The sequence below is a fragment of the Bacillota bacterium genome, assembly GCA_023511835.1.
Lineage (GTDB): Bacteria > Bacillota > Sulfobacillia > JAIMAT01 > JAIMAT01 > JAIMAT01.
In genome coordinates, this window is record JAIMAT010000020.1 from 14,838 (window position 1) to 29,772 (window position 14,935).

Sequence of the window (14,935 nt, forward strand, 5' to 3'; positions counted from 1 at the left end):
GTATCCGGCGGGCGCTTCTGAGCGTCAGCGACAAGCGGGGTATCGTGGAACTGGGGCGCGGCCTGGCCGAGATGGGCGTGGAGCTCCTCTCCACCGGAGGCACGGCGCGGGCGCTGGAGGCGGCCGGCGTGGCGGTCCGCCGGGTGGAGGAGGTGACCGGCTGGGGCGAGATGCTCCAGGGGCGCGTCAAGACGCTCCACCCTGCCGTCCACGCCGCCCTCCTGGCCCGGCGCGGGGTGGAGGCCGACCTGGAGGAGCTCCGCCGCGCGGGCATCGAGCCCATCGACCTGGTGGCGGTCAACCTCTACCCCTTCCTCCGCCAGCCCTCGCCGGAACAGATCGACATCGGCGGGCCGGCCATGCTCCGCGCGGCGGCCAAGAACTGGAGCTCGGTCATCGTCCTCTCCGACCCCTCCCAGTACGGTCCGGTGCTGGAGGCGCTGTCGGCCTCGGGCGACCTGGAGCCGGAGCGGCGGCGGAGCCTGGCCGCGGCCGCCTTCCGCCACGTCGCCGTCTACGACGCCGCCGTGGCGGCCTGGCTCGAGCCGCCGGCGGAGGGGGAGTGGCCGGAGGAGCTGCCCTTCGGGCTGCGCAGGCGGGCCGTGCTCCGCTACGGCGAGAACCCCCACCAGCGGGCGGCGCTCTACGTCGAGGTGCGGCCTCGGACCGGGGCGGAAGGAGAGGGGGAGCCCGATGTGAGCGCCGGGGAGGCGGGCGCACCCCGGCCGGCCCCCTCCCTGGCCGAGGCCGAACCGCTTCAGGGGAAGCCCCTCTCCTACAACAACCTGCAGGACGCCCAGGCCGCCTGGCGCCTGGTGCGCGACCTCGACCCCCACGGCCTGCCGGCGGCGGCCGCGGTCAAGCATGCCACGCCCTGCGGCGTCGCCCTGGGCGGGAGCCTGGCCGAGGCCTTCGCCCGCGCCCGCGACGCCGACCCGGTCTCCATCTTCGGGGGGGTGGTGGCGCTCAACCGGCCGGTGGACGCCGAGACCGCCCGGGAGCTGGCGGAGCTCTTCCTGGAGGTGGTGGTGGCGCCCGGCTATCTGCCGGAGGCCCTGGAGCGTCTGCGCGCCAAGCGCAACCTGCGGCTCCTGGCGCTGGACCCGCGCGGGCCCGTCGCCGCTCCCCTGGAGCTGCGGCCCGTCGCCGGCGGCCTCCTCGTGCAGGAAGCCGACCTGGCCCCGGCGGATCCCGCCGCCTGGCGGCTGGCGGCCGGACCCGGGCTGCCGCCGGGCTCCCCGCTGCTCGCCGACCTGGAGTTCGCCTGGCGGGTGGTCCGCCACGCCCGCTCCAACGCCATCGTCGTCGCCCGCGAGGGGCGGACGCTGGGCATCGGCGCCGGGCAGGTCAACCGCATCGACGCCGCCCGCCAGGCGCTGGAGCGGGCGGGTGCGGCGGCGCGCGGCGCGGTCCTGGCCTCCGACGGCTTCTTCCCCTTCGGCGACGTGGCCGAGGCGGCCGCCCGCGCCGGCGTCGCCGCCATCGTCGAGCCGGGCGGCTCCGTCCGCGACGAGGAGAGCATCCGCGCCTGCGAGGCGGCGGGCGTCAGCCTCTACTTCACCGGCGTGCGCCACTTCCGCCACTGAGCCGGGCGGAGGCCGGGCGGGGAGGGACGGGCATGGGTGGCGGAGGGCGGGAGAGGCTTCGCATCCTGGTTCTCGGTTCCGGCGCGCGCGAGCATGCCATCGCCTGGTGGCTCCTCGGGGAGGCCGCCGTGGCCGAGGTGGCGGTGCTGCCCGGCAACGACGGGCTCCGCGCCGCCGGCCTGACGACGCTGCCCGGCCCGGCCGAGGAGCCGGCGCGGGTGGTGGCGGCCGCCCGCGACTGGGGCGCGCAACTGGTGGTGGTCGGGCCGGAGGCCCCGCTGGCCGCCGGCGTCGCCGACGCCCTGGTGGCGGAGGGCATCCCCTGTCTCGGGCCCGGCCGGGCGGCGGCGCGCATCGAGAGCAGCAAGGTCTGGGCCCGCCTCTTCATGGCGCGCCACGGCATCCCCTCACCGGCCTTCGCCACGGCGGAGAGCCCCGAGGAGGTGGAGCGCTGGACGGCCTCGCACCGTCCCCCCTACGTGATCAAGGCGGACGGCCTGGCGGCGGGCAAGGGCGTCCTCCTGGCCGCCACGCCCGCCGAGGCGCTGGACCAGGCGCGCCGTCTCCTGGCCGGGGCGCTGGGCGCGGCGGGGCGTCGGCTGGTGCTGGAGGAGTACCTGGAAGGCGAGGAGCTCTCCGTCTTCGCCCTGGCCGACGGGCGGCGCCATCTGCTCCTGGGCGCCGCCCGGGACTACAAGCGCCTGGGCGAGGGCGACCGCGGCCCCAACACGGGCGGCATGGGCGCCGTCTGCCCCGTCCCGCGGGTGGACCACGCCCTCCTGGAGCGCGTCGAACGGGAGATCGTGCGCCCCGCCCTGGAGGGGCTGGCGGAGGAGGGGGCGCCCTTCCGCGGCTTCCTCTACGCCGGCCTGATGCTCACGCCGCGGGGGCCTCGCGTGCTGGAGTTCAACGCGCGCCTGGGCGACCCGGAGAGCCAGGCGCTCCTGCCGCTCCTCGCCGCGGAGGGCGCGGCCGGCCTCCTGCCGGCCGGCTTCGCCGGCTGGGGCCCTCTCCTCCTGGCGGCGGCGCGGGGCGAGCTGCCCCCGGGCCCCGCCGTCGCGGTACCGGCCTCCGGCCGCTGGGCGGTGGCCACCGTCCTGGCCGCCCCCGGCTATCCGGAGGCGCCCCGCCTCGACCTGCCGGTACGGGGCCTGGAGCGGATCCCTCCCGCCGGCTCCGGCGGAGACCGCGAGCCGCCGCCCGCCTCCCTCCTCTTCCACGCGGCCACCCGGCGCGGCGAGGACGGGCTCTGGCGCACGGCCGGCGGGCGGCTCCTGACCGCCGTCGGAGTCGGCCCCACGCTCGCCTCGGCCCGCGAGCGCTCGCAGGCGCTCCTGGCCGGCCTGGATCTGGAGGGCGGCCTCTGGCGGCGCGACGTCGGCCTCCTGCCGGCCCCGGGCCGGCCGGACGCCGGCTAGGCTCCGGCCTCCGGCGGGCGGCTCCGCCCGGCGGCCAGGACGCCCGGCGACCTTCCGGCGCCACCACGGCGCCGGCCGCCTCTCAGTAGGCCGTCTCCAGCTCCACCCGGTTGCGCAGCGGCTCGCCCGAGAGGTAGCGGCGCAGGTTGTCGGCGAAGAGCTCGGCCCCGCGCCGCGGCGTCTCGGGCGAGGCCCAGGCCACGTGCGGCGTGATCAGGAGGCGCGGCTCCGCCCAGAGCGGGCTGTCCGCGGGAAGCGGCTCCTGGCGGAAGACGTCCAGCGCCGCCCCCGCGATGCGGCGGGCGCGTAGCGCCTCCAGGAGCGCCGCCTCGTCCACCAGCGCCCCGCGCCCCACGTTGATCACCACCGCCCGCTCGGGCAGCCAGCCGATCTTCTCCGCGTCGAGGTAGCCCTCGGTCTCCGGCGTCCGCGGCAGCGCCAGGAGCAGGAAGTCCGCCTCGGCGAAGAAGGCGCGCGCCGCCTCGGGCCCCGCCACCCGCTCGGCCCAGGCGTCGGCCTCGCCCTCCGGGGGCGCGTGCCGCCTCAGGGCGAGCACCCGCATGCCCAGCGCCCCGGCCCGCCGCGCCACCTCGCGCCCGATGGCGCCGTAGCCGGCCACCACCAGCGTCGCCCCCTGCAGTTCCCGCGCCCCGTGCGGCCGCCAGAGCCGCTCCTGCTGCTGGCGGACATACTCCGGGAGGCGGCGCGCCAGCGCCAGCATGAGCAGGAGGACGTGCTCGGCGATGGGCACGGCGTTGGTTCCGCTGGCGTTGGTCAGAAGGATGCGGCGGCCGCCCCGGGCCGCCTCGCGCAGCGGCTCCACCAGCCGGTCGACGCCGGCCGAGGCGGCGTGCACCCAGCGGAGGCGCGGCAGGAGCGGGAGGAGCGGCCCGAGACGGCTCCCGCCGCCGGCCACCACCACCTCCACCTCCTCCAGAGCCCCGCCCAGCCCGCGCCACCACGCCTCCTCCGGGCGGGCCTCCGCGGGCGGCAGGAGCCAGCGCACCCGCGGCCAGGCGGGCGCCAGCCACTCCGCCTGCGTCCGGAAGAAGGAAGCCAGCACCAGGACGGTGACCGGCCTCCCCGCGCCGGCCGGCCCCGCCCCCGCGCCCGCGACGCCCCCGCTCACCCCTCCCTCGCCTCGTCCAGCGCCTCGCCCAGGAGGCGGGCGGCCTCCTCCAGGCGCTCGGGCGGCTCGTGCGTGAAGCAGAGTCGGAGCCCCCCGGGATCCCGCCCGTCGACGGTGAAGGCGCTCCCGGGCATGTAGCGCAGCCCGCGCGCCTCGGCCGCGCGGCGCAGGCGGCGGGCGTCGGTCCCCGGCGGCAGCCGCAGCCAGACGAAGAAGCCGCCCCCGGGCACCCGCCAGGAGGCGCCGCGCGGCCCCAGCCAGCGCTCCAGCCCCGCCAGCAGGGCCTCCGCGCGCCGCCGGTAGGTGGCGCGGAGCTCCGCCACCCGGGCCGGCAGGTCCGCCTCGCGCCACCAGGCGGCCAGCAGCTCCTGGACGAAGGGCTGCGTCTCCCCGCCCGGGCGGAGGGCCGCCGGACGCTCCAGCAGCGCCGGCGGCGCGGCCAGCCAGCCGATGCGCAGCCCCGGGGCCACGATCTTGGAGACGGTGCCCACCAGCACCGTCCTCTCGGGCGCGAAGGCCGCCAGCGGCCGCGGCGGCTCCCCGGAGAAGGCCAGGTCGCCGTAGGGGTCGTCCTCCACCACCAGCAGGTCGTGGCGGCGGGCCAGTTCCGCCAGCCGCCGCCGCCCGGCCTCGTCCAGCGTGAGACCGGTGGGGTTCTGGAAGGTGAGCGTCACGTAGAGGAAGGCAGGCCGCGGCCGCCTCCCCGCCTCCGCCTCCTCCAGCCTCCGCTCCAGCGCCTCCAGGTCGAGGCCGCCGGCGTCCATGGGCAGCGGCTCCAAGCGGGCCCCCGCGGCGCGCCCGAAGAGGCGGAGCGCCCCGAACCAGGTCAGCTCCTGCAGCCAGACGACGGCGCCCGGGCCGAGCAGCGCCCGTCCCAGGAGGTCGAGCGCCTCGGAGGCGCCCGCCGTCACCAGGAGCGAGGAAGGCTCCACCTCCAGCCCGCGTCCGGCCAGGTACTCCGCCAGCCGGCGCCGCAACTCCCCCGGGCCGCCGGCCCCCTCGTACTGGAGCGCCCGCGGGTCGCCCCGCAGCACCCGCTCGGCCGCCCGCAGCAGCTCCTCCCGCGGGAAGGTGGCCTCCTCCGGCATGCCGCCGTCCAGCGACCAGCGTTCCGTCACCGGGGCCGCGGTCGCCTCTCTCGCCGCCTCTCCCATCGCGCACCGCCTCCGCGCGGCCCGGCGGCCCCCGCGGGGGCGCGCCGGCCGCCTTCTCCCGTCCGGCCTCGCGGCCGCCGGCGGGAGCTTATTGCGACGTGCGCAGCTGGGGCACCTGCTCGACGGGGAACTGCAGCTCCAGGAGGTTGCCGCCGCGCAGGACCGTCAGCCGGGCCGTCTCGCCGGGCCGGTAGAGGCTGAGCCGCTGGCGGATGGTGCCCAGCGAGGCGGCGGGGACGTCGTCGACGCGCACCACCAGGTCCAGCGGCTGGACGCCCGCGCGCGCGCCGGGCCCGTTTTCGGTCACCACGCGGACGGCGATGCCGCGGTCGACGGGCAGACCCAGGAGGCTGACCATCTCCGGCTCGATCACCTCGCGCTGGCCCGAGAAGCCGAGCCAGGGGTGCGTCGCCTCGCCCCGCTCCAGGATCTGCCTGACGACGCGCGAGAAGGCGGGCGCCCCCACCGCCAGCCCCAGGCCGTGCATCCAGGGGATGCCGTTGATGCCGGCCAGGCGCCCGTCCAGGAGCAGGAGCGGCCCCCCGGTGTTGCCGGGATGGATGGCGGCGTCGGTGACCACGAGCCCGTCCACCGGGATCCGCTCCGGCCGGTAGACGGTCCGGTCGACACCGCTGATGACGCCCTGGGTCACCTCGATCTGGTCGCCCATGGGATAGCCCAGCGCCACTACCGCCAGGCCCGGGCGCAGCTCGTCGGCGGGAACGAGCTCCACCGGCGGCGCCTCCCGCCAGGCGGCCTCGCCGTCCTCCAGCTCCAGGAAGCCCAGGAAGTAGAGCGGATCGGCGCCGATGCGCCGCGCGTGGCGCTCGCGGCCGTCGGCCAGCTGGACCACCACGCGCTCCTGCTGCAGCACCTGGGAGTTGCAGACCAGGCGCCGCTCATCGAAGGCGAAGCCCGTGCCGAAGGCGACGCGCTCGCCGCTCTCGTCCACCGAGGCGACGTGGACCAGGCGGGGTGCGGTCCTCTCCATCACCGTGCGGATCGCTTCGGAGAATGCGTCCATCCTCATACCCTCCCGCCGCCCCCAAGTATAGTCGAGGCGCCGCGGCGGCCGGCCGGGCGCCGGGCCGGCGGGCGGCGAGGGCCATCTTTCGCCAGGCAGAGGAGTCTTTCGCGGAGCGGCCGAATCACGCGTTAGCAAGCGGACCCCATGGACGGGAGGTGTCACGCGTGGAGGTACCCCTGACGCCGCTCCGCTTCCTGGAGCGGAGCGAGCGCGTCTACCGCGACAAGGAGGCCGTCGTCTGCGGCGAGACCCGTCTCACCTACGCCGAGTACGCGCGCCGGGTGCGGCGCCTCAGCTCCGTGCTGGCCGACCGGCTGGGCGTCCAGCGCGGCGACCGCGTCCTCTACCTGGGCATGAACTGCCACCGCCTGCTGGAGCTCTACTACGCCGTCCTGCCGCTGGGCGCCATCCTGGTCCCGGTCAACATCCGCCTGAGCCCGGCCGAGATCTCCTTCATCCTCCACGACTCCGAGCCGGTGGCGCTCTTCGCCTCGCCCGAGCTGCTGCCGCTGGTGCGGGCGCTGGACGAGCCGGCCTCGCTCCGCCACCACGTCCTCGTCTACCGGGGCGCCGACGGGCAGCTGCCGGAGGGCTGGCTGGAGTACGACGCCCTCCTCGAGAGGGCGCCCGAGCGCCCCTTCGCCGACCCGCCCGACGAGCGCGAGGTGGTGGAGATCTTCTACACCAGCGGGACGACGGGCCGGCCCAAGGGCGTGATGCTCACCCACCGCAACCTCTACCTGCACGCGCTCAGCACCATGCTGGCGCTGCACACCGACGACACCGAACGGATGATCGTGGGCACCGTCCCCCTCTTCCACGTCAACGCCTGGGGTACGCCCCAGTACCTGGTGGCCGCCGGCGGCACGCAGGTGGTCGTCCCCCGCTTCGACCCGGAGATCTTCGCGCGCACCGTGCAGCGCGAACGCGTGACCACCGCGCTGATGGTCTCCACCATGCTCAACGCGCTGCTCAACTGGCCGGACCATTCGAAGTACGACTTCTCCAGCCTGAAGCAGATCGTGCTGGGCGGCGCCCCCGTCGCCTACGAACTGGTCCGCCGCGCCCGCCAGGAGCTGGGCTGCCTCGTCCGCGTCGGCTACGGGCTGACCGAGACCTGCCCGGTGGTCTCCGTGGCCGTCATCAAGGCGACGCTGGCCGACCGTCCCGAGGAGGAGCTGGACCGGCGCCTGGCCATGACCGGCCTGCCCCTGCTGGGCAACGACGTGCGCGTCGTGCGCGAGGACGGCTCCGAGGTGGCCTGGAACGGCCAGGAGGTGGGCGAGATCCTGGTCCGCGGCGACAACGTCATGGCCGGCTACTGGCGGCGCCCGGAGGAGACGGAGGCCGCCTTCGCCGACGGCTGGCTGCGCACCGGCGACCTGGCCGTGGTCGACTCCGAGGGTTACCTCAACATCGTCGACCGGAAGAAGGACATCATCATCTCCGGCGGCGAGAACATCTCCTCCATCGAGGTGGAGGACGTCCTCTACACCCATCCCGCGGTGCTGGAGGCGGCGGTGCTGGGCGCGCCCGACCCCCAGTGGGGCGAGGTGCCGGTGGCCGTCGTGGTGCTCAAGCCCGGGGCGACGGCCGACGAGGAGGAGCTGATCCGCTTCGTGCGCGACCGCCTGGCCCACTTCAAGGCGCCCAGGCGGGTCCTCTTCGCCTCGGAGCTGCCCAAGACCGGAACCGGCAAGATCATGAAGGCGGAGCTGCGCAAGACCTACTTCGGCCGCAGCGAGGCGGTGGGCGCCGCCGGCCAGGGCTGAGCCGGGAGGCCGGGCGGCCGCGCGTCGCGCCGCCGAGAGGTCCGGCTAGAGGCGGAGGAGCCAACCGGCGCCCTCCGCCTCCTCGTCCGCCTGGCCGCGCCGCCAGCGGCCGTAGGCGGCGGAGACCTCGGCGCCGAAGAGGACGACCGCCGCCACCAGGTAGATCCAGAAGAGGAGCAGGACGCCGGTGGCCAGGCTGCCGTAGACGGCGTGAAGCCGGGTCAGGCGGGCGGCGTAGAGGGCGAAGCCCCGGCGGAGGAGCTCCACCCCCAGCGCGGCCACCAGCGAGCCCGGCCAGACCTCGGCCAGCGGAGGTCCCTGGCTGGGCAGGAAACGGTAGAGCAAAAGGAGCGCGCCCCAGACCAGGAGCGGCGGGAGGAGCCCGCCCGCCAGGCGGGCCGCGCCCGCACCCAGCGCGCCCAGCCCGCTCGCCCGCATCCAGCCGGGCAGCAGGGCGCCCACGCCCAGGCTGAGGAGCGCCGCCAGAAAGAGCGCCACCACCGCACCCAGGAGCGTCAGGAGCCCCACCAGGCGCCGGCGCAGGCGCGACTCGCCGCGCGGCCGCTCCCAGACCTGGTCCAGCGCACCCACCAGGACGGTGAAGACGCCCGACCCCGCCCAGAGGAGGCCTGCGCCCCCCGCCAGGCCCAGCTGGCCGCGCAGCGGATTCAGCCGCTGGAGCGCCGTCGTCACCACGCCCTCGCTGCCGGGGAAGTAGAGGTGGACCAGCCCCGCCAGCGCCCGGCGGAAGGCGGGCGTCGGCTCCACCGTCGCCGCCAGGAGCGCCAGGAGCAGCAGCAGCGGGAAGAGCGAGAAGAGCCCGTAGTAGGAGAGGGCGGCCGCCATGGTGCCGCCGCGGTGCCGTCCGAAGCGGAGGACGGCCCGGATGAGGATGCGCAGCAGCACCACGGCCCCGAGACTCCCCCCGGTGTTAGACTGCCCCAGGCAGGCGTCCGCAGGAAGGGAGCGGATCCGATGTTACCCACCGTCGACGAGGCGCTGACGCGCCTTCTCGCCGCCGTCGAGCGGCGGCTGCCGCCGGAGGAGGTGCCGCTGGAACAGGCGGCGGGCCGCCTCCTGGCCTTCCCCCTGGAGGCGCCCCGCGCCCTCCCTCCCTTCGACCGCGTGGCCATGGACGGCTACGCCCTCCGCGCGGCCGACACGGCCGGCGCCGCCCCGGGGCGGCCGGTCCGCCTGCGCGTGGCCGCCCTCGCCCGCGCCGGCCATCCCGCGTCGCGGCCGCTGGGACCGGGCGAGGCCGCCCGCGTCTTCACCGGCGCCGCGCTGCCCGCGGGCGCCGACGCCGTCGTCCGCCAGGAGCAGGCGGCGACGGAGGGAGAGGGCTTCCTGCGGCTGGAGCGGCCGCTGGAGGCGGGGAGCAACGTCGATCCGGCGGGCTCGGAGGCCGTCCCCGGGTACCCCCTCCTGCCGGCCGGCACGCGCCTGGGCCCGGCGGAGCTCGGCCTGGCCGCCAACTTGGGCCTGGCCCGCCTGGCCGTGCGGCGGCGGCCGCGGGTGATCCTCCTCTCCACCGGCGCCGAACTGGTGGAGCCGGGCGCGCGCCTGGGGCCGGGCCAGATCTACAGCTCCAACCGCTTCGCCCTGGCGGCCATGGCCGAGGCCTGGGGCGCCCGCGCGGAGAGCGCCGGCATCGTCGACGACGACGCCGAGGCCATCGCGCTCGCGGTCCGCGCCCACATCGGCGAGGCGGACCTCCTGGTCACCAGCGGCGGCGCCTCGGTGGGCGACTACGACTGCATGGCGGCCGCCCTGGAGCGGCTCGGGGCGGAGAGGCTCTTCCACGGCGTCGCCCTCAAGCCGGGCACGCCGGTGCTGGCGGCTAAGCTCGGCGACGGGCTCCTCCTGGGGCTTCCGGGGACGCCCGGCGCCGCCTACACCACCTTCCGCGTGCTGGCGGTGCCGCTCCTGCGCGTCTGGCAGGGCCTGGCGGAGGGTCCGGGCCCGGCGGCCGCCGCCTCGCTCCCCGGCGTGCTGGATGAGCCCCCGCGGCGCGCCTCGGAGCGGCTGGAGCAGTACCTGGCCGTCCGCCTCCGCTGGCGGGCGGGCCGGCTCCACGCCCGTCCCCTGGGCCGGCTCCACGCCACCTCGCTCCTGGCCTGGCTCGGGGCGGGGGCGCTGGCGCGAGTGGCGCCGGGGCCGCTTCCGCCGCCGGGCGCTCCGGTGGAGCTGCTGCCGCTCCTTCCCTGGGAGGCGGCGGATACGCCCGCCCCGGGAGAGGAGGTGGCGGAGGGGTGACGGAGCGCATCGCCGTGCTCTCGGTGGTCGGCCGCCACAAGTCGGGCAAGACGACGCTCATCGAGGGGCTCCTGGGGCAGCTTCGCCGGCGCGGCCTGCGCGTGGCGACGCTCAAGCACGACGCCCACGGCTTCGACATCGACATCCCGGGCAAGGACTCCTGGCGCCACCGCCAGGCCGGTGCCGAGCTGGTGGTGATCGCCTCGCCGGGGCGCCTAGCGCTGGTGCAGGAACTCCGCCGGGAGGAGCCGCTGGCCGCGCTCCTCGAGCTGGCGGCCCAACGGGCGCCGGGGATCGACCTGATCCTGACCGAGGGCTACCGGACCGGCCCGCTGCCCAAGATCGAGGTGGTGGAGCACGGCCGCGGCGCGCCGCTGACGGCGGGCGAGCCGGCCCTCCTGGCGCTGGCCGCCGACCGGCTTCCCTTCGAGGAAGCCCCGCCGGGCGTGCCCTGTTTCGACCGGAACGACTATGCGGGCCTGGCCGAGCTGCTCCTGGCCCGGCTGCCGGAGCTGCGCCGCCTCGGACCGCTCCCGCCGACCCGCCCATGAGCGGCCTCCCCGAAGACGACCGGCGGCGCTGGAACCGCCGCTACGCCGCCGGGCGCGGACCGCGCCAGGAGCCCGACCCCTTCTTGGTCGCCTCCCGTCCCTGGCTTCTGCCCGCGACGGATTGCGGCGGGCCGGGCGGCCCGCGGCCTCGGCGCGCCCTGGACCTGGCCTCCGGACCGGGCGGCAACAGCCTCTGGCTGGCCGGAGAGGGATGGCGGGTGGAGGCGCTGGACATCTCCGACGTGGCCCTGGAGCGGCTTCTCGCCGAGGCCTCGCGGCGCGGGCTGGACGGGCGCGTGGCGGCGCGCCGCGTCGACCTCCGCCTCTGGCGCCTGCCGCACGACCAGGAAGCGGGCTACGACCTGGCGCTCATGACCTGGTACCTGGAGCGCCGGCTGCTGGGCGAGATGCGGCGCGCGGTCAGACCGGGCGGCCTGGTGCTGGTCCGGACCTTCCTGCGCGGCACGCGGCGCCCGCTCCCGCCGGACTGGATCCTGGAGCCCGGCGAGCTGGGGCGGGCCTTCGCCGGCTGGACGACGCTCCGGATGCGCGAGGCGACGGCGCTGGGCGAGGCGGCCTATCTCGGCCGGCGCCCCTGCTGAGGCGGCACCGGGCCCCGCCGGCTCAGGCGGGCCCGCGCGCGCGGCCCGGCCGCATGCGCCGGAGCGCGCGGCGCAGCCGCTCCCGCTGGCCCGCCTCGCCCCCGCTCCGCCGCAGCAGCTCCTCGCCCAGCGCCGCGGCCCGCTCCGGCTTCCGCCGCCCCAGCCAGAGCAGCGCGCGCAGCGCCGGCTCCCAGGGGAGGTCCGTCTTCTCGGCCAGCGCGGCGCCCAGCTCCTCGGCCAGCTGGTCCGCCTCGCCCTCCTCGGCCAGCGCCTGCACCAGCGCCGCGCGGCCCGCACGGCGGCGGAGCGCCGCCCGCGCCCCGGGGGCCACCTCCGGCCAGCGGCCCAGGCGGAGCGCCGCCTCCCGCAGGCGCCGGTAGCTCTCCAGGTCGGCTTCCTCGGCGAAGTTGGCCGTGCGCAGTGCCAGCGCCTCGCCCTCCTCGCCGGAGAGCGCCAGGAGCTGCGCCAGGCGCTCGCGCCAGTAGCGGACGGCCGCCGCCCCCTCGGCCGCCGCCAGCGCCTGGCGCGCGGCGGCCACGGCGCCGGCCAGGTCGCCCTCCGCCAGGCGCCCCTCCACCCTGCGCTCGCCCACCGCAGGCAGCCCCGAGGCCTCCTCCAGCGCCCGCTCCGCCTCCCCGCCCCGGCCGCGCAGAACCAGAAGGTCGGCCAGCGCCAGGACGGCCCGCTCCCGCGCCTCGCCCGCCGGCTCCTGCCCGAGCCGGCGGGCCGCCTCGGCCTCCCCCGCGGCCGCGCGCAACAGAGCCTCCACGGCCCCGCGCGGGTCGAGGCGCAGCGCCGCCCGGAGAAAGCGCGCATAAAGCCCCGCGGGCAGCTCGGGCTCGACCAGCGCCCGCGCCAGGAGACGGAGGCCTGCGGCCGCCCCCTCCGCCCCGCCCCGCTCCGCCTCCTCCAGCCAGCGCTCCGCCGCGCCCGCCCAGGGCTGCGGCAGGAGCCGCGCACGCAACGCCCGCGGCAGGTCGAGCGCGCGCCGAAGCAGCTCCGCCCCCGTCTCCAGCCTTTGGCGGCGCAGCTCCCCGTCCTCGCCCCCGCGGGGCGCCAGGGCGGCGGCCAAGCGTTCGAAGCGCGCCGCCGCCTCCCCCGGCTGCTCGCCCAGGAAGCCCTCCAGCCCCGCCACCCGCTCCCCGGGCGAGCGCGCCTCCCAGGCGCGCCCGGCCCCCGCCCCCGCGAGCGCCTCCAGCGGCTGCCCGGGTGCCTCCAGAAAGCGCCAGAAGAGCTCCGCCAGCTCGCCGCGGGAGGCCCCCTCCCAGAGCGCAGCCAGCGCCTCCAGGTCGGCGAAGCTCCCGGGCTCGCGGCCCCAGGCCAGGAGGAGCGCCACCGCGTGCCGGCAGGGCTGCCGGCGGCCGCAGGTACAGAGGCTCTCCAGGCCTCCGGGCAGCGCCTGCAGCGTCACCCGGTAGGTATCGCGCCAGCCCTCCACGCGCCCCGCCAGGCGTTCTCCCCAGCGCACGCGCTCGCGGACGCGCCCCAGAAGCCAGTAGTCGCGCCCCTCCTCCAGGTTGCGCAAGCCGGCCAGCTCGGCCAGGCGCGCCTCGTCCAGGGCGGGCGGCAGGCCGCTCATCCCAGCTCCAGCCGGAAACCGGCCAGGCGCGAGAGAAAGGCGGCCACGGTCACCGGCATCTCCACCTGGAAGGGGAGCACCAGCACCTCGCGCATCTCGCCGCGGAAGAGCGCCACCTCCAGGACGTCCAGGAAGGGCGCCTGGGCGCGCTCGATGCGCTCCAGCCCCAGCTCCAGCGTGCTCCCCGCGCCTTCGAAGAGGAGGCGCCGGCTGGTCACCACCAGCTGCCCGCGCTCGCGCACCTCGTAGGCGACCCGGCCGCCCTCCTCCAGCTCGCGGAGGAGCGCGGCCGGCAGGCGGACGAAGGGCTCCTCGCCCGGCTCCAGGCCGAGCTCGTAGGCCGGCTCCACATCGCCCAGGACCGGCAGGTCGCCGGCGCCCAGCACGCGCTCGGCGCCGGCCATGTCGCGCCGCCGGGCCAGCTCGCGCCGCGCCGCCTCCTCGCGCCCGCCGCGGGCCGGCTCGCCGGGTCGGCGGGAGCGCCTCCACGGGAACACCGCCTCCACCCCCCGCCGAGGAGCATAACCCGCCCGGGCCCCGCCTCCGAGGCCGGCGGCCGCTGTTGACAGCGGGCCGCTCTTCACCCTATCCTCGCCTGGGTCGAGCATACCCATCGGGGTATCCGCGGGCGTGCGGGTCGTCCCCGGAGGTCGGCCTCCGGTTTGCCCCCGGGGTGGGGTAAGCTGGATCGGGAGAGGTCGACCCCCGGTACGCGGGCGGTCGCCCGCCACGACTGGACGCGAGGAGGAGCCATGAGCGAGCGTTTCATCTCGCAGGAGGACGCCGCCACCATCGCCTCGATGATGGACGAGACGACGGGGACGGCAAACGTCCTGCTACTGGTGGGGAAGAACTGTCGTTTCTGCAAGGAGACACGGCAGCTGCTGGAGGAGCTCCAGGAGATCAGCCCGGAGCACATCTCCCTGCGCGTCGTGGACGTCGACCAGGATCCCGAGGGTCCGGCGCTGGCCGAGCAGTACGGCACCGAGGGGAAGACGCCGGCCATCATCTATCTCGACGCCGACGGGAACGACACCGGCATGCGCTACTACGGCATTCCCTCCGGCTACGAGTTCGGCGCCATGATCGAAGACCTGGTGGACGTGGCCAACGGTCGCTCCCAGCTGAGCGCGGCCAGCCTGGAGAAGGTGCGGTCGCACGACGAGGACCTGGTCATCCGGGTCTTCGTCACCCCCACCTGACCGTACTGCCCCCGGGCGGTACGCCTGGCTCACCAGATGGCTCTGGAGAACCCGAAGATCCGCGCCGAGGCCATCGAGGCGTCGGAGTTCCCGTCGCTGGCCAACCTCTACAACGTCTTCGGCGTGCCGAAGACGGTGACCAACGCGGGCGTCGACTTCGACGGGGCCCTGCCCGAGTCGGCCTACATCTCGCAGGTGCTCGGCCGCTGATCTGCCGCGTCCGCGGGTCTGCCGGCCCCGGCCGGAGGTGCTGTGGACATGACCCTCGACGAAGAGCTGCTGAAGGACCTGATGGCCCGCTTGCGCCGCATCGAGGGGCAGGCGCGGGGCGTGCAGCGGATGCTGCAGGAGGGGCGCAGCTGCGAGGAGATCGTCACCCAGCTGAGCGCTCTCCGCTCGGCGGTCAACAAGGTGGCGGTCGAGGTGATGACGGCCAACCTCGAGGAGTGCCTCCAGGGCGGAGCCGGCTCCGCCGGCCACGAGGCGCTGGAGCACGCGCGCGAGATCTTTCTGCGCTTCGCGTGAGGGGGAAGAGCCCCGCGCGGCCAAGGGCGGGGGCGGGCGTCCCACGGGGGATGCCCGCCCCCGCCCCGTCCTCCCCGGGGCGCCTCAGTCCGACTCGCAGGCCAGATAGGCCATGGCCCGCGCCCAGATGCGCG

General features: G+C 76.8%; 15 protein-coding genes. 9 read left to right on the plus strand and 6 right to left on the minus strand.

The window, feature by feature from the left end:
- Positions 1-2 precede the first annotated feature (2 nt).
- Entirely contained in the window at positions 3-1,586 is a 1,584-nt protein-coding gene (gene purH / locus K6U79_05085; protein MCL6521733.1) for a bifunctional phosphoribosylaminoimidazolecarboxamide formyltransferase/IMP cyclohydrolase, read from the plus strand.
- 32 nt (positions 1,587-1,618) lie between these two features.
- Positions 1,619-3,004: a phosphoribosylamine--glycine ligase gene (gene purD, locus K6U79_05090; protein MCL6521734.1), complete on the plus strand. Its 1,386-nt coding sequence runs from the start codon at positions 1,619-1,621 to the stop codon at positions 3,002-3,004.
- An 82-nt stretch (positions 3,005-3,086) separates the two neighbouring features.
- Here the strand turns inward: purD and K6U79_05095 are convergent, their stop codons facing one another.
- The 3 genes from K6U79_05095 to K6U79_05105 form a co-directional block, all read right to left on the minus strand.
- Entirely contained in the window at positions 3,087-4,133 is a 1,047-nt protein-coding gene (locus K6U79_05095) for a D-2-hydroxyacid dehydrogenase (protein ID MCL6521735.1), read from the minus strand.
- Positions 4,130-5,251, minus strand: a complete 1,122-nt coding sequence (locus tag K6U79_05100; GenBank protein ID MCL6521736.1) for a PLP-dependent aminotransferase family protein — start codon at positions 5,249-5,251, stop codon at positions 4,130-4,132. The genes K6U79_05095 and K6U79_05100 overlap by 4 nt, the downstream gene beginning before the upstream one ends.
- 124 nt (positions 5,252-5,375) lie before the next feature.
- Positions 5,376-6,311, minus strand: a complete 936-nt coding sequence (locus K6U79_05105; GenBank protein ID MCL6521737.1) for a S1C family serine protease — start codon at positions 6,309-6,311, stop codon at positions 5,376-5,378.
- A 167-nt stretch (positions 6,312-6,478) separates the two neighbouring features.
- Between K6U79_05105 and K6U79_05110 the strand changes: the two genes are divergently transcribed.
- Positions 6,479-8,086, plus strand: coding sequence for a long-chain-fatty-acid--CoA ligase (locus K6U79_05110; GenBank protein MCL6521738.1), 1,608 nt, complete (start codon positions 6,479-6,481; stop codon positions 8,084-8,086).
- Between the two features lie 45 nt (positions 8,087-8,131).
- Here K6U79_05110 and K6U79_05115 read toward each other — a convergent pair whose 3' ends face one another.
- The gene (locus K6U79_05115; protein MCL6521739.1) at positions 8,132-8,995 is read right to left on the minus strand and encodes a YihY/virulence factor BrkB family protein; all 864 of its coding nucleotides are present in this window, start codon (positions 8,993-8,995) and stop codon (positions 8,132-8,134) included.
- Positions 8,996-9,061: 66 nt separating this feature from the next.
- On the opposite strand from K6U79_05115, the gene K6U79_05120 reads away from it, so the two are divergent.
- From K6U79_05120 to K6U79_05130, 3 genes are read left to right on the plus strand one after another with little or no spacing between them, the layout of a single operon-like run.
- Complete coding sequence (locus tag K6U79_05120; protein MCL6521740.1) at positions 9,062-10,342, plus strand: molybdopterin molybdotransferase MoeA; 1,281 nt, start codon at positions 9,062-9,064, stop codon at positions 10,340-10,342.
- On the plus strand, positions 10,339-10,893 hold the full coding sequence (gene mobB / locus K6U79_05125) for a molybdopterin-guanine dinucleotide biosynthesis protein B (GenBank protein MCL6521741.1): 555 nt from the start codon (positions 10,339-10,341) through the stop codon (positions 10,891-10,893). The genes K6U79_05120 and mobB overlap by 4 nt, the downstream gene beginning before the upstream one ends.
- On the plus strand, positions 10,890-11,495 hold the full coding sequence (locus tag K6U79_05130) for a class I SAM-dependent methyltransferase (GenBank protein ID MCL6521742.1): 606 nt from the start codon (positions 10,890-10,892) through the stop codon (positions 11,493-11,495). Before mobB ends, K6U79_05130 begins: the two co-directional genes overlap by 4 nt.
- A 22-nt stretch (positions 11,496-11,517) precedes the next feature.
- On the opposite strand, the gene K6U79_05135 is transcribed toward K6U79_05130, so the two are convergent.
- Together K6U79_05135 and K6U79_05140 are read right to left on the minus strand one after the other, a co-directional pair.
- On the minus strand, positions 11,518-13,074 hold the full coding sequence (locus K6U79_05135) for an SWIM zinc finger domain-containing protein (GenBank protein MCL6521743.1): 1,557 nt from the start codon (positions 13,072-13,074) through the stop codon (positions 11,518-11,520).
- Complete coding sequence (locus K6U79_05140; protein MCL6521744.1) at positions 13,071-13,571, minus strand: hypothetical protein; 501 nt, start codon at positions 13,569-13,571, stop codon at positions 13,071-13,073. Before K6U79_05140 ends, K6U79_05135 begins: the two co-directional genes overlap by 4 nt.
- Positions 13,572-13,826: 255 nt before the next feature.
- On the opposite strand from K6U79_05140, the gene K6U79_05145 reads away from it, so the two are divergent.
- From K6U79_05145 to K6U79_05155, 3 genes are read left to right on the plus strand one after another with little or no spacing between them, the layout of a single operon-like run.
- Positions 13,827-14,276: a hypothetical protein gene (locus K6U79_05145; protein MCL6521745.1), complete on the plus strand. Its 450-nt coding sequence runs from the start codon at positions 13,827-13,829 to the stop codon at positions 14,274-14,276.
- Between the two features lie 36 nt (positions 14,277-14,312).
- Positions 14,313-14,486, plus strand: a complete 174-nt coding sequence (locus K6U79_05150; protein MCL6521746.1) for a thioredoxin family protein — start codon at positions 14,313-14,315, stop codon at positions 14,484-14,486.
- Between the two features lie 48 nt (positions 14,487-14,534).
- A complete protein-coding gene (locus K6U79_05155; GenBank protein MCL6521747.1) occupies positions 14,535-14,801 on the plus strand; it encodes a metal-sensitive transcriptional regulator in 267 nt (88 codons plus the stop codon).
- The last annotated feature ends 134 nt before the right edge of the window (positions 14,802-14,935 follow it).

What these genes read in the sequence shown, in the direction of transcription:
- purD (MCL6521734.1), top strand. Translation starts at nt 1,619, where the DNA reads ATGGGTGGCGGAGGGCGGGAGAGGCTTCGCATCCTGGTTCTCGGTTCC.
- K6U79_05105 (MCL6521737.1), bottom strand. Translation starts at nt 6,311, where the DNA reads ATGGACGCATTCTCCGAAGCGATCCGCACGGTGATGGAGAGGACCGCA.
- K6U79_05120 (MCL6521740.1), top strand. Translation starts at nt 9,062, where the DNA reads ATGTTACCCACCGTCGACGAGGCGCTGACGCGCCTTCTCGCCGCCGTC.
- K6U79_05130 (MCL6521742.1), top strand. Translation starts at nt 10,890, where the DNA reads ATGAGCGGCCTCCCCGAAGACGACCGGCGGCGCTGGAACCGCCGCTAC.
- K6U79_05135 (MCL6521743.1), bottom strand. Translation starts at nt 13,074, where the DNA reads ATGAGCGGCCTGCCGCCCGCCCTGGACGAGGCGCGCCTGGCCGAGCTG.
- K6U79_05145 (MCL6521745.1), top strand. Translation starts at nt 13,827, where the DNA reads ATGAGCGAGCGTTTCATCTCGCAGGAGGACGCCGCCACCATCGCCTCG.
- K6U79_05150 (MCL6521746.1), top strand. Translation starts at nt 14,313, where the DNA reads ATGGCTCTGGAGAACCCGAAGATCCGCGCCGAGGCCATCGAGGCGTCG.
- K6U79_05155 (MCL6521747.1), top strand. Translation starts at nt 14,535, where the DNA reads ATGACCCTCGACGAAGAGCTGCTGAAGGACCTGATGGCCCGCTTGCGC.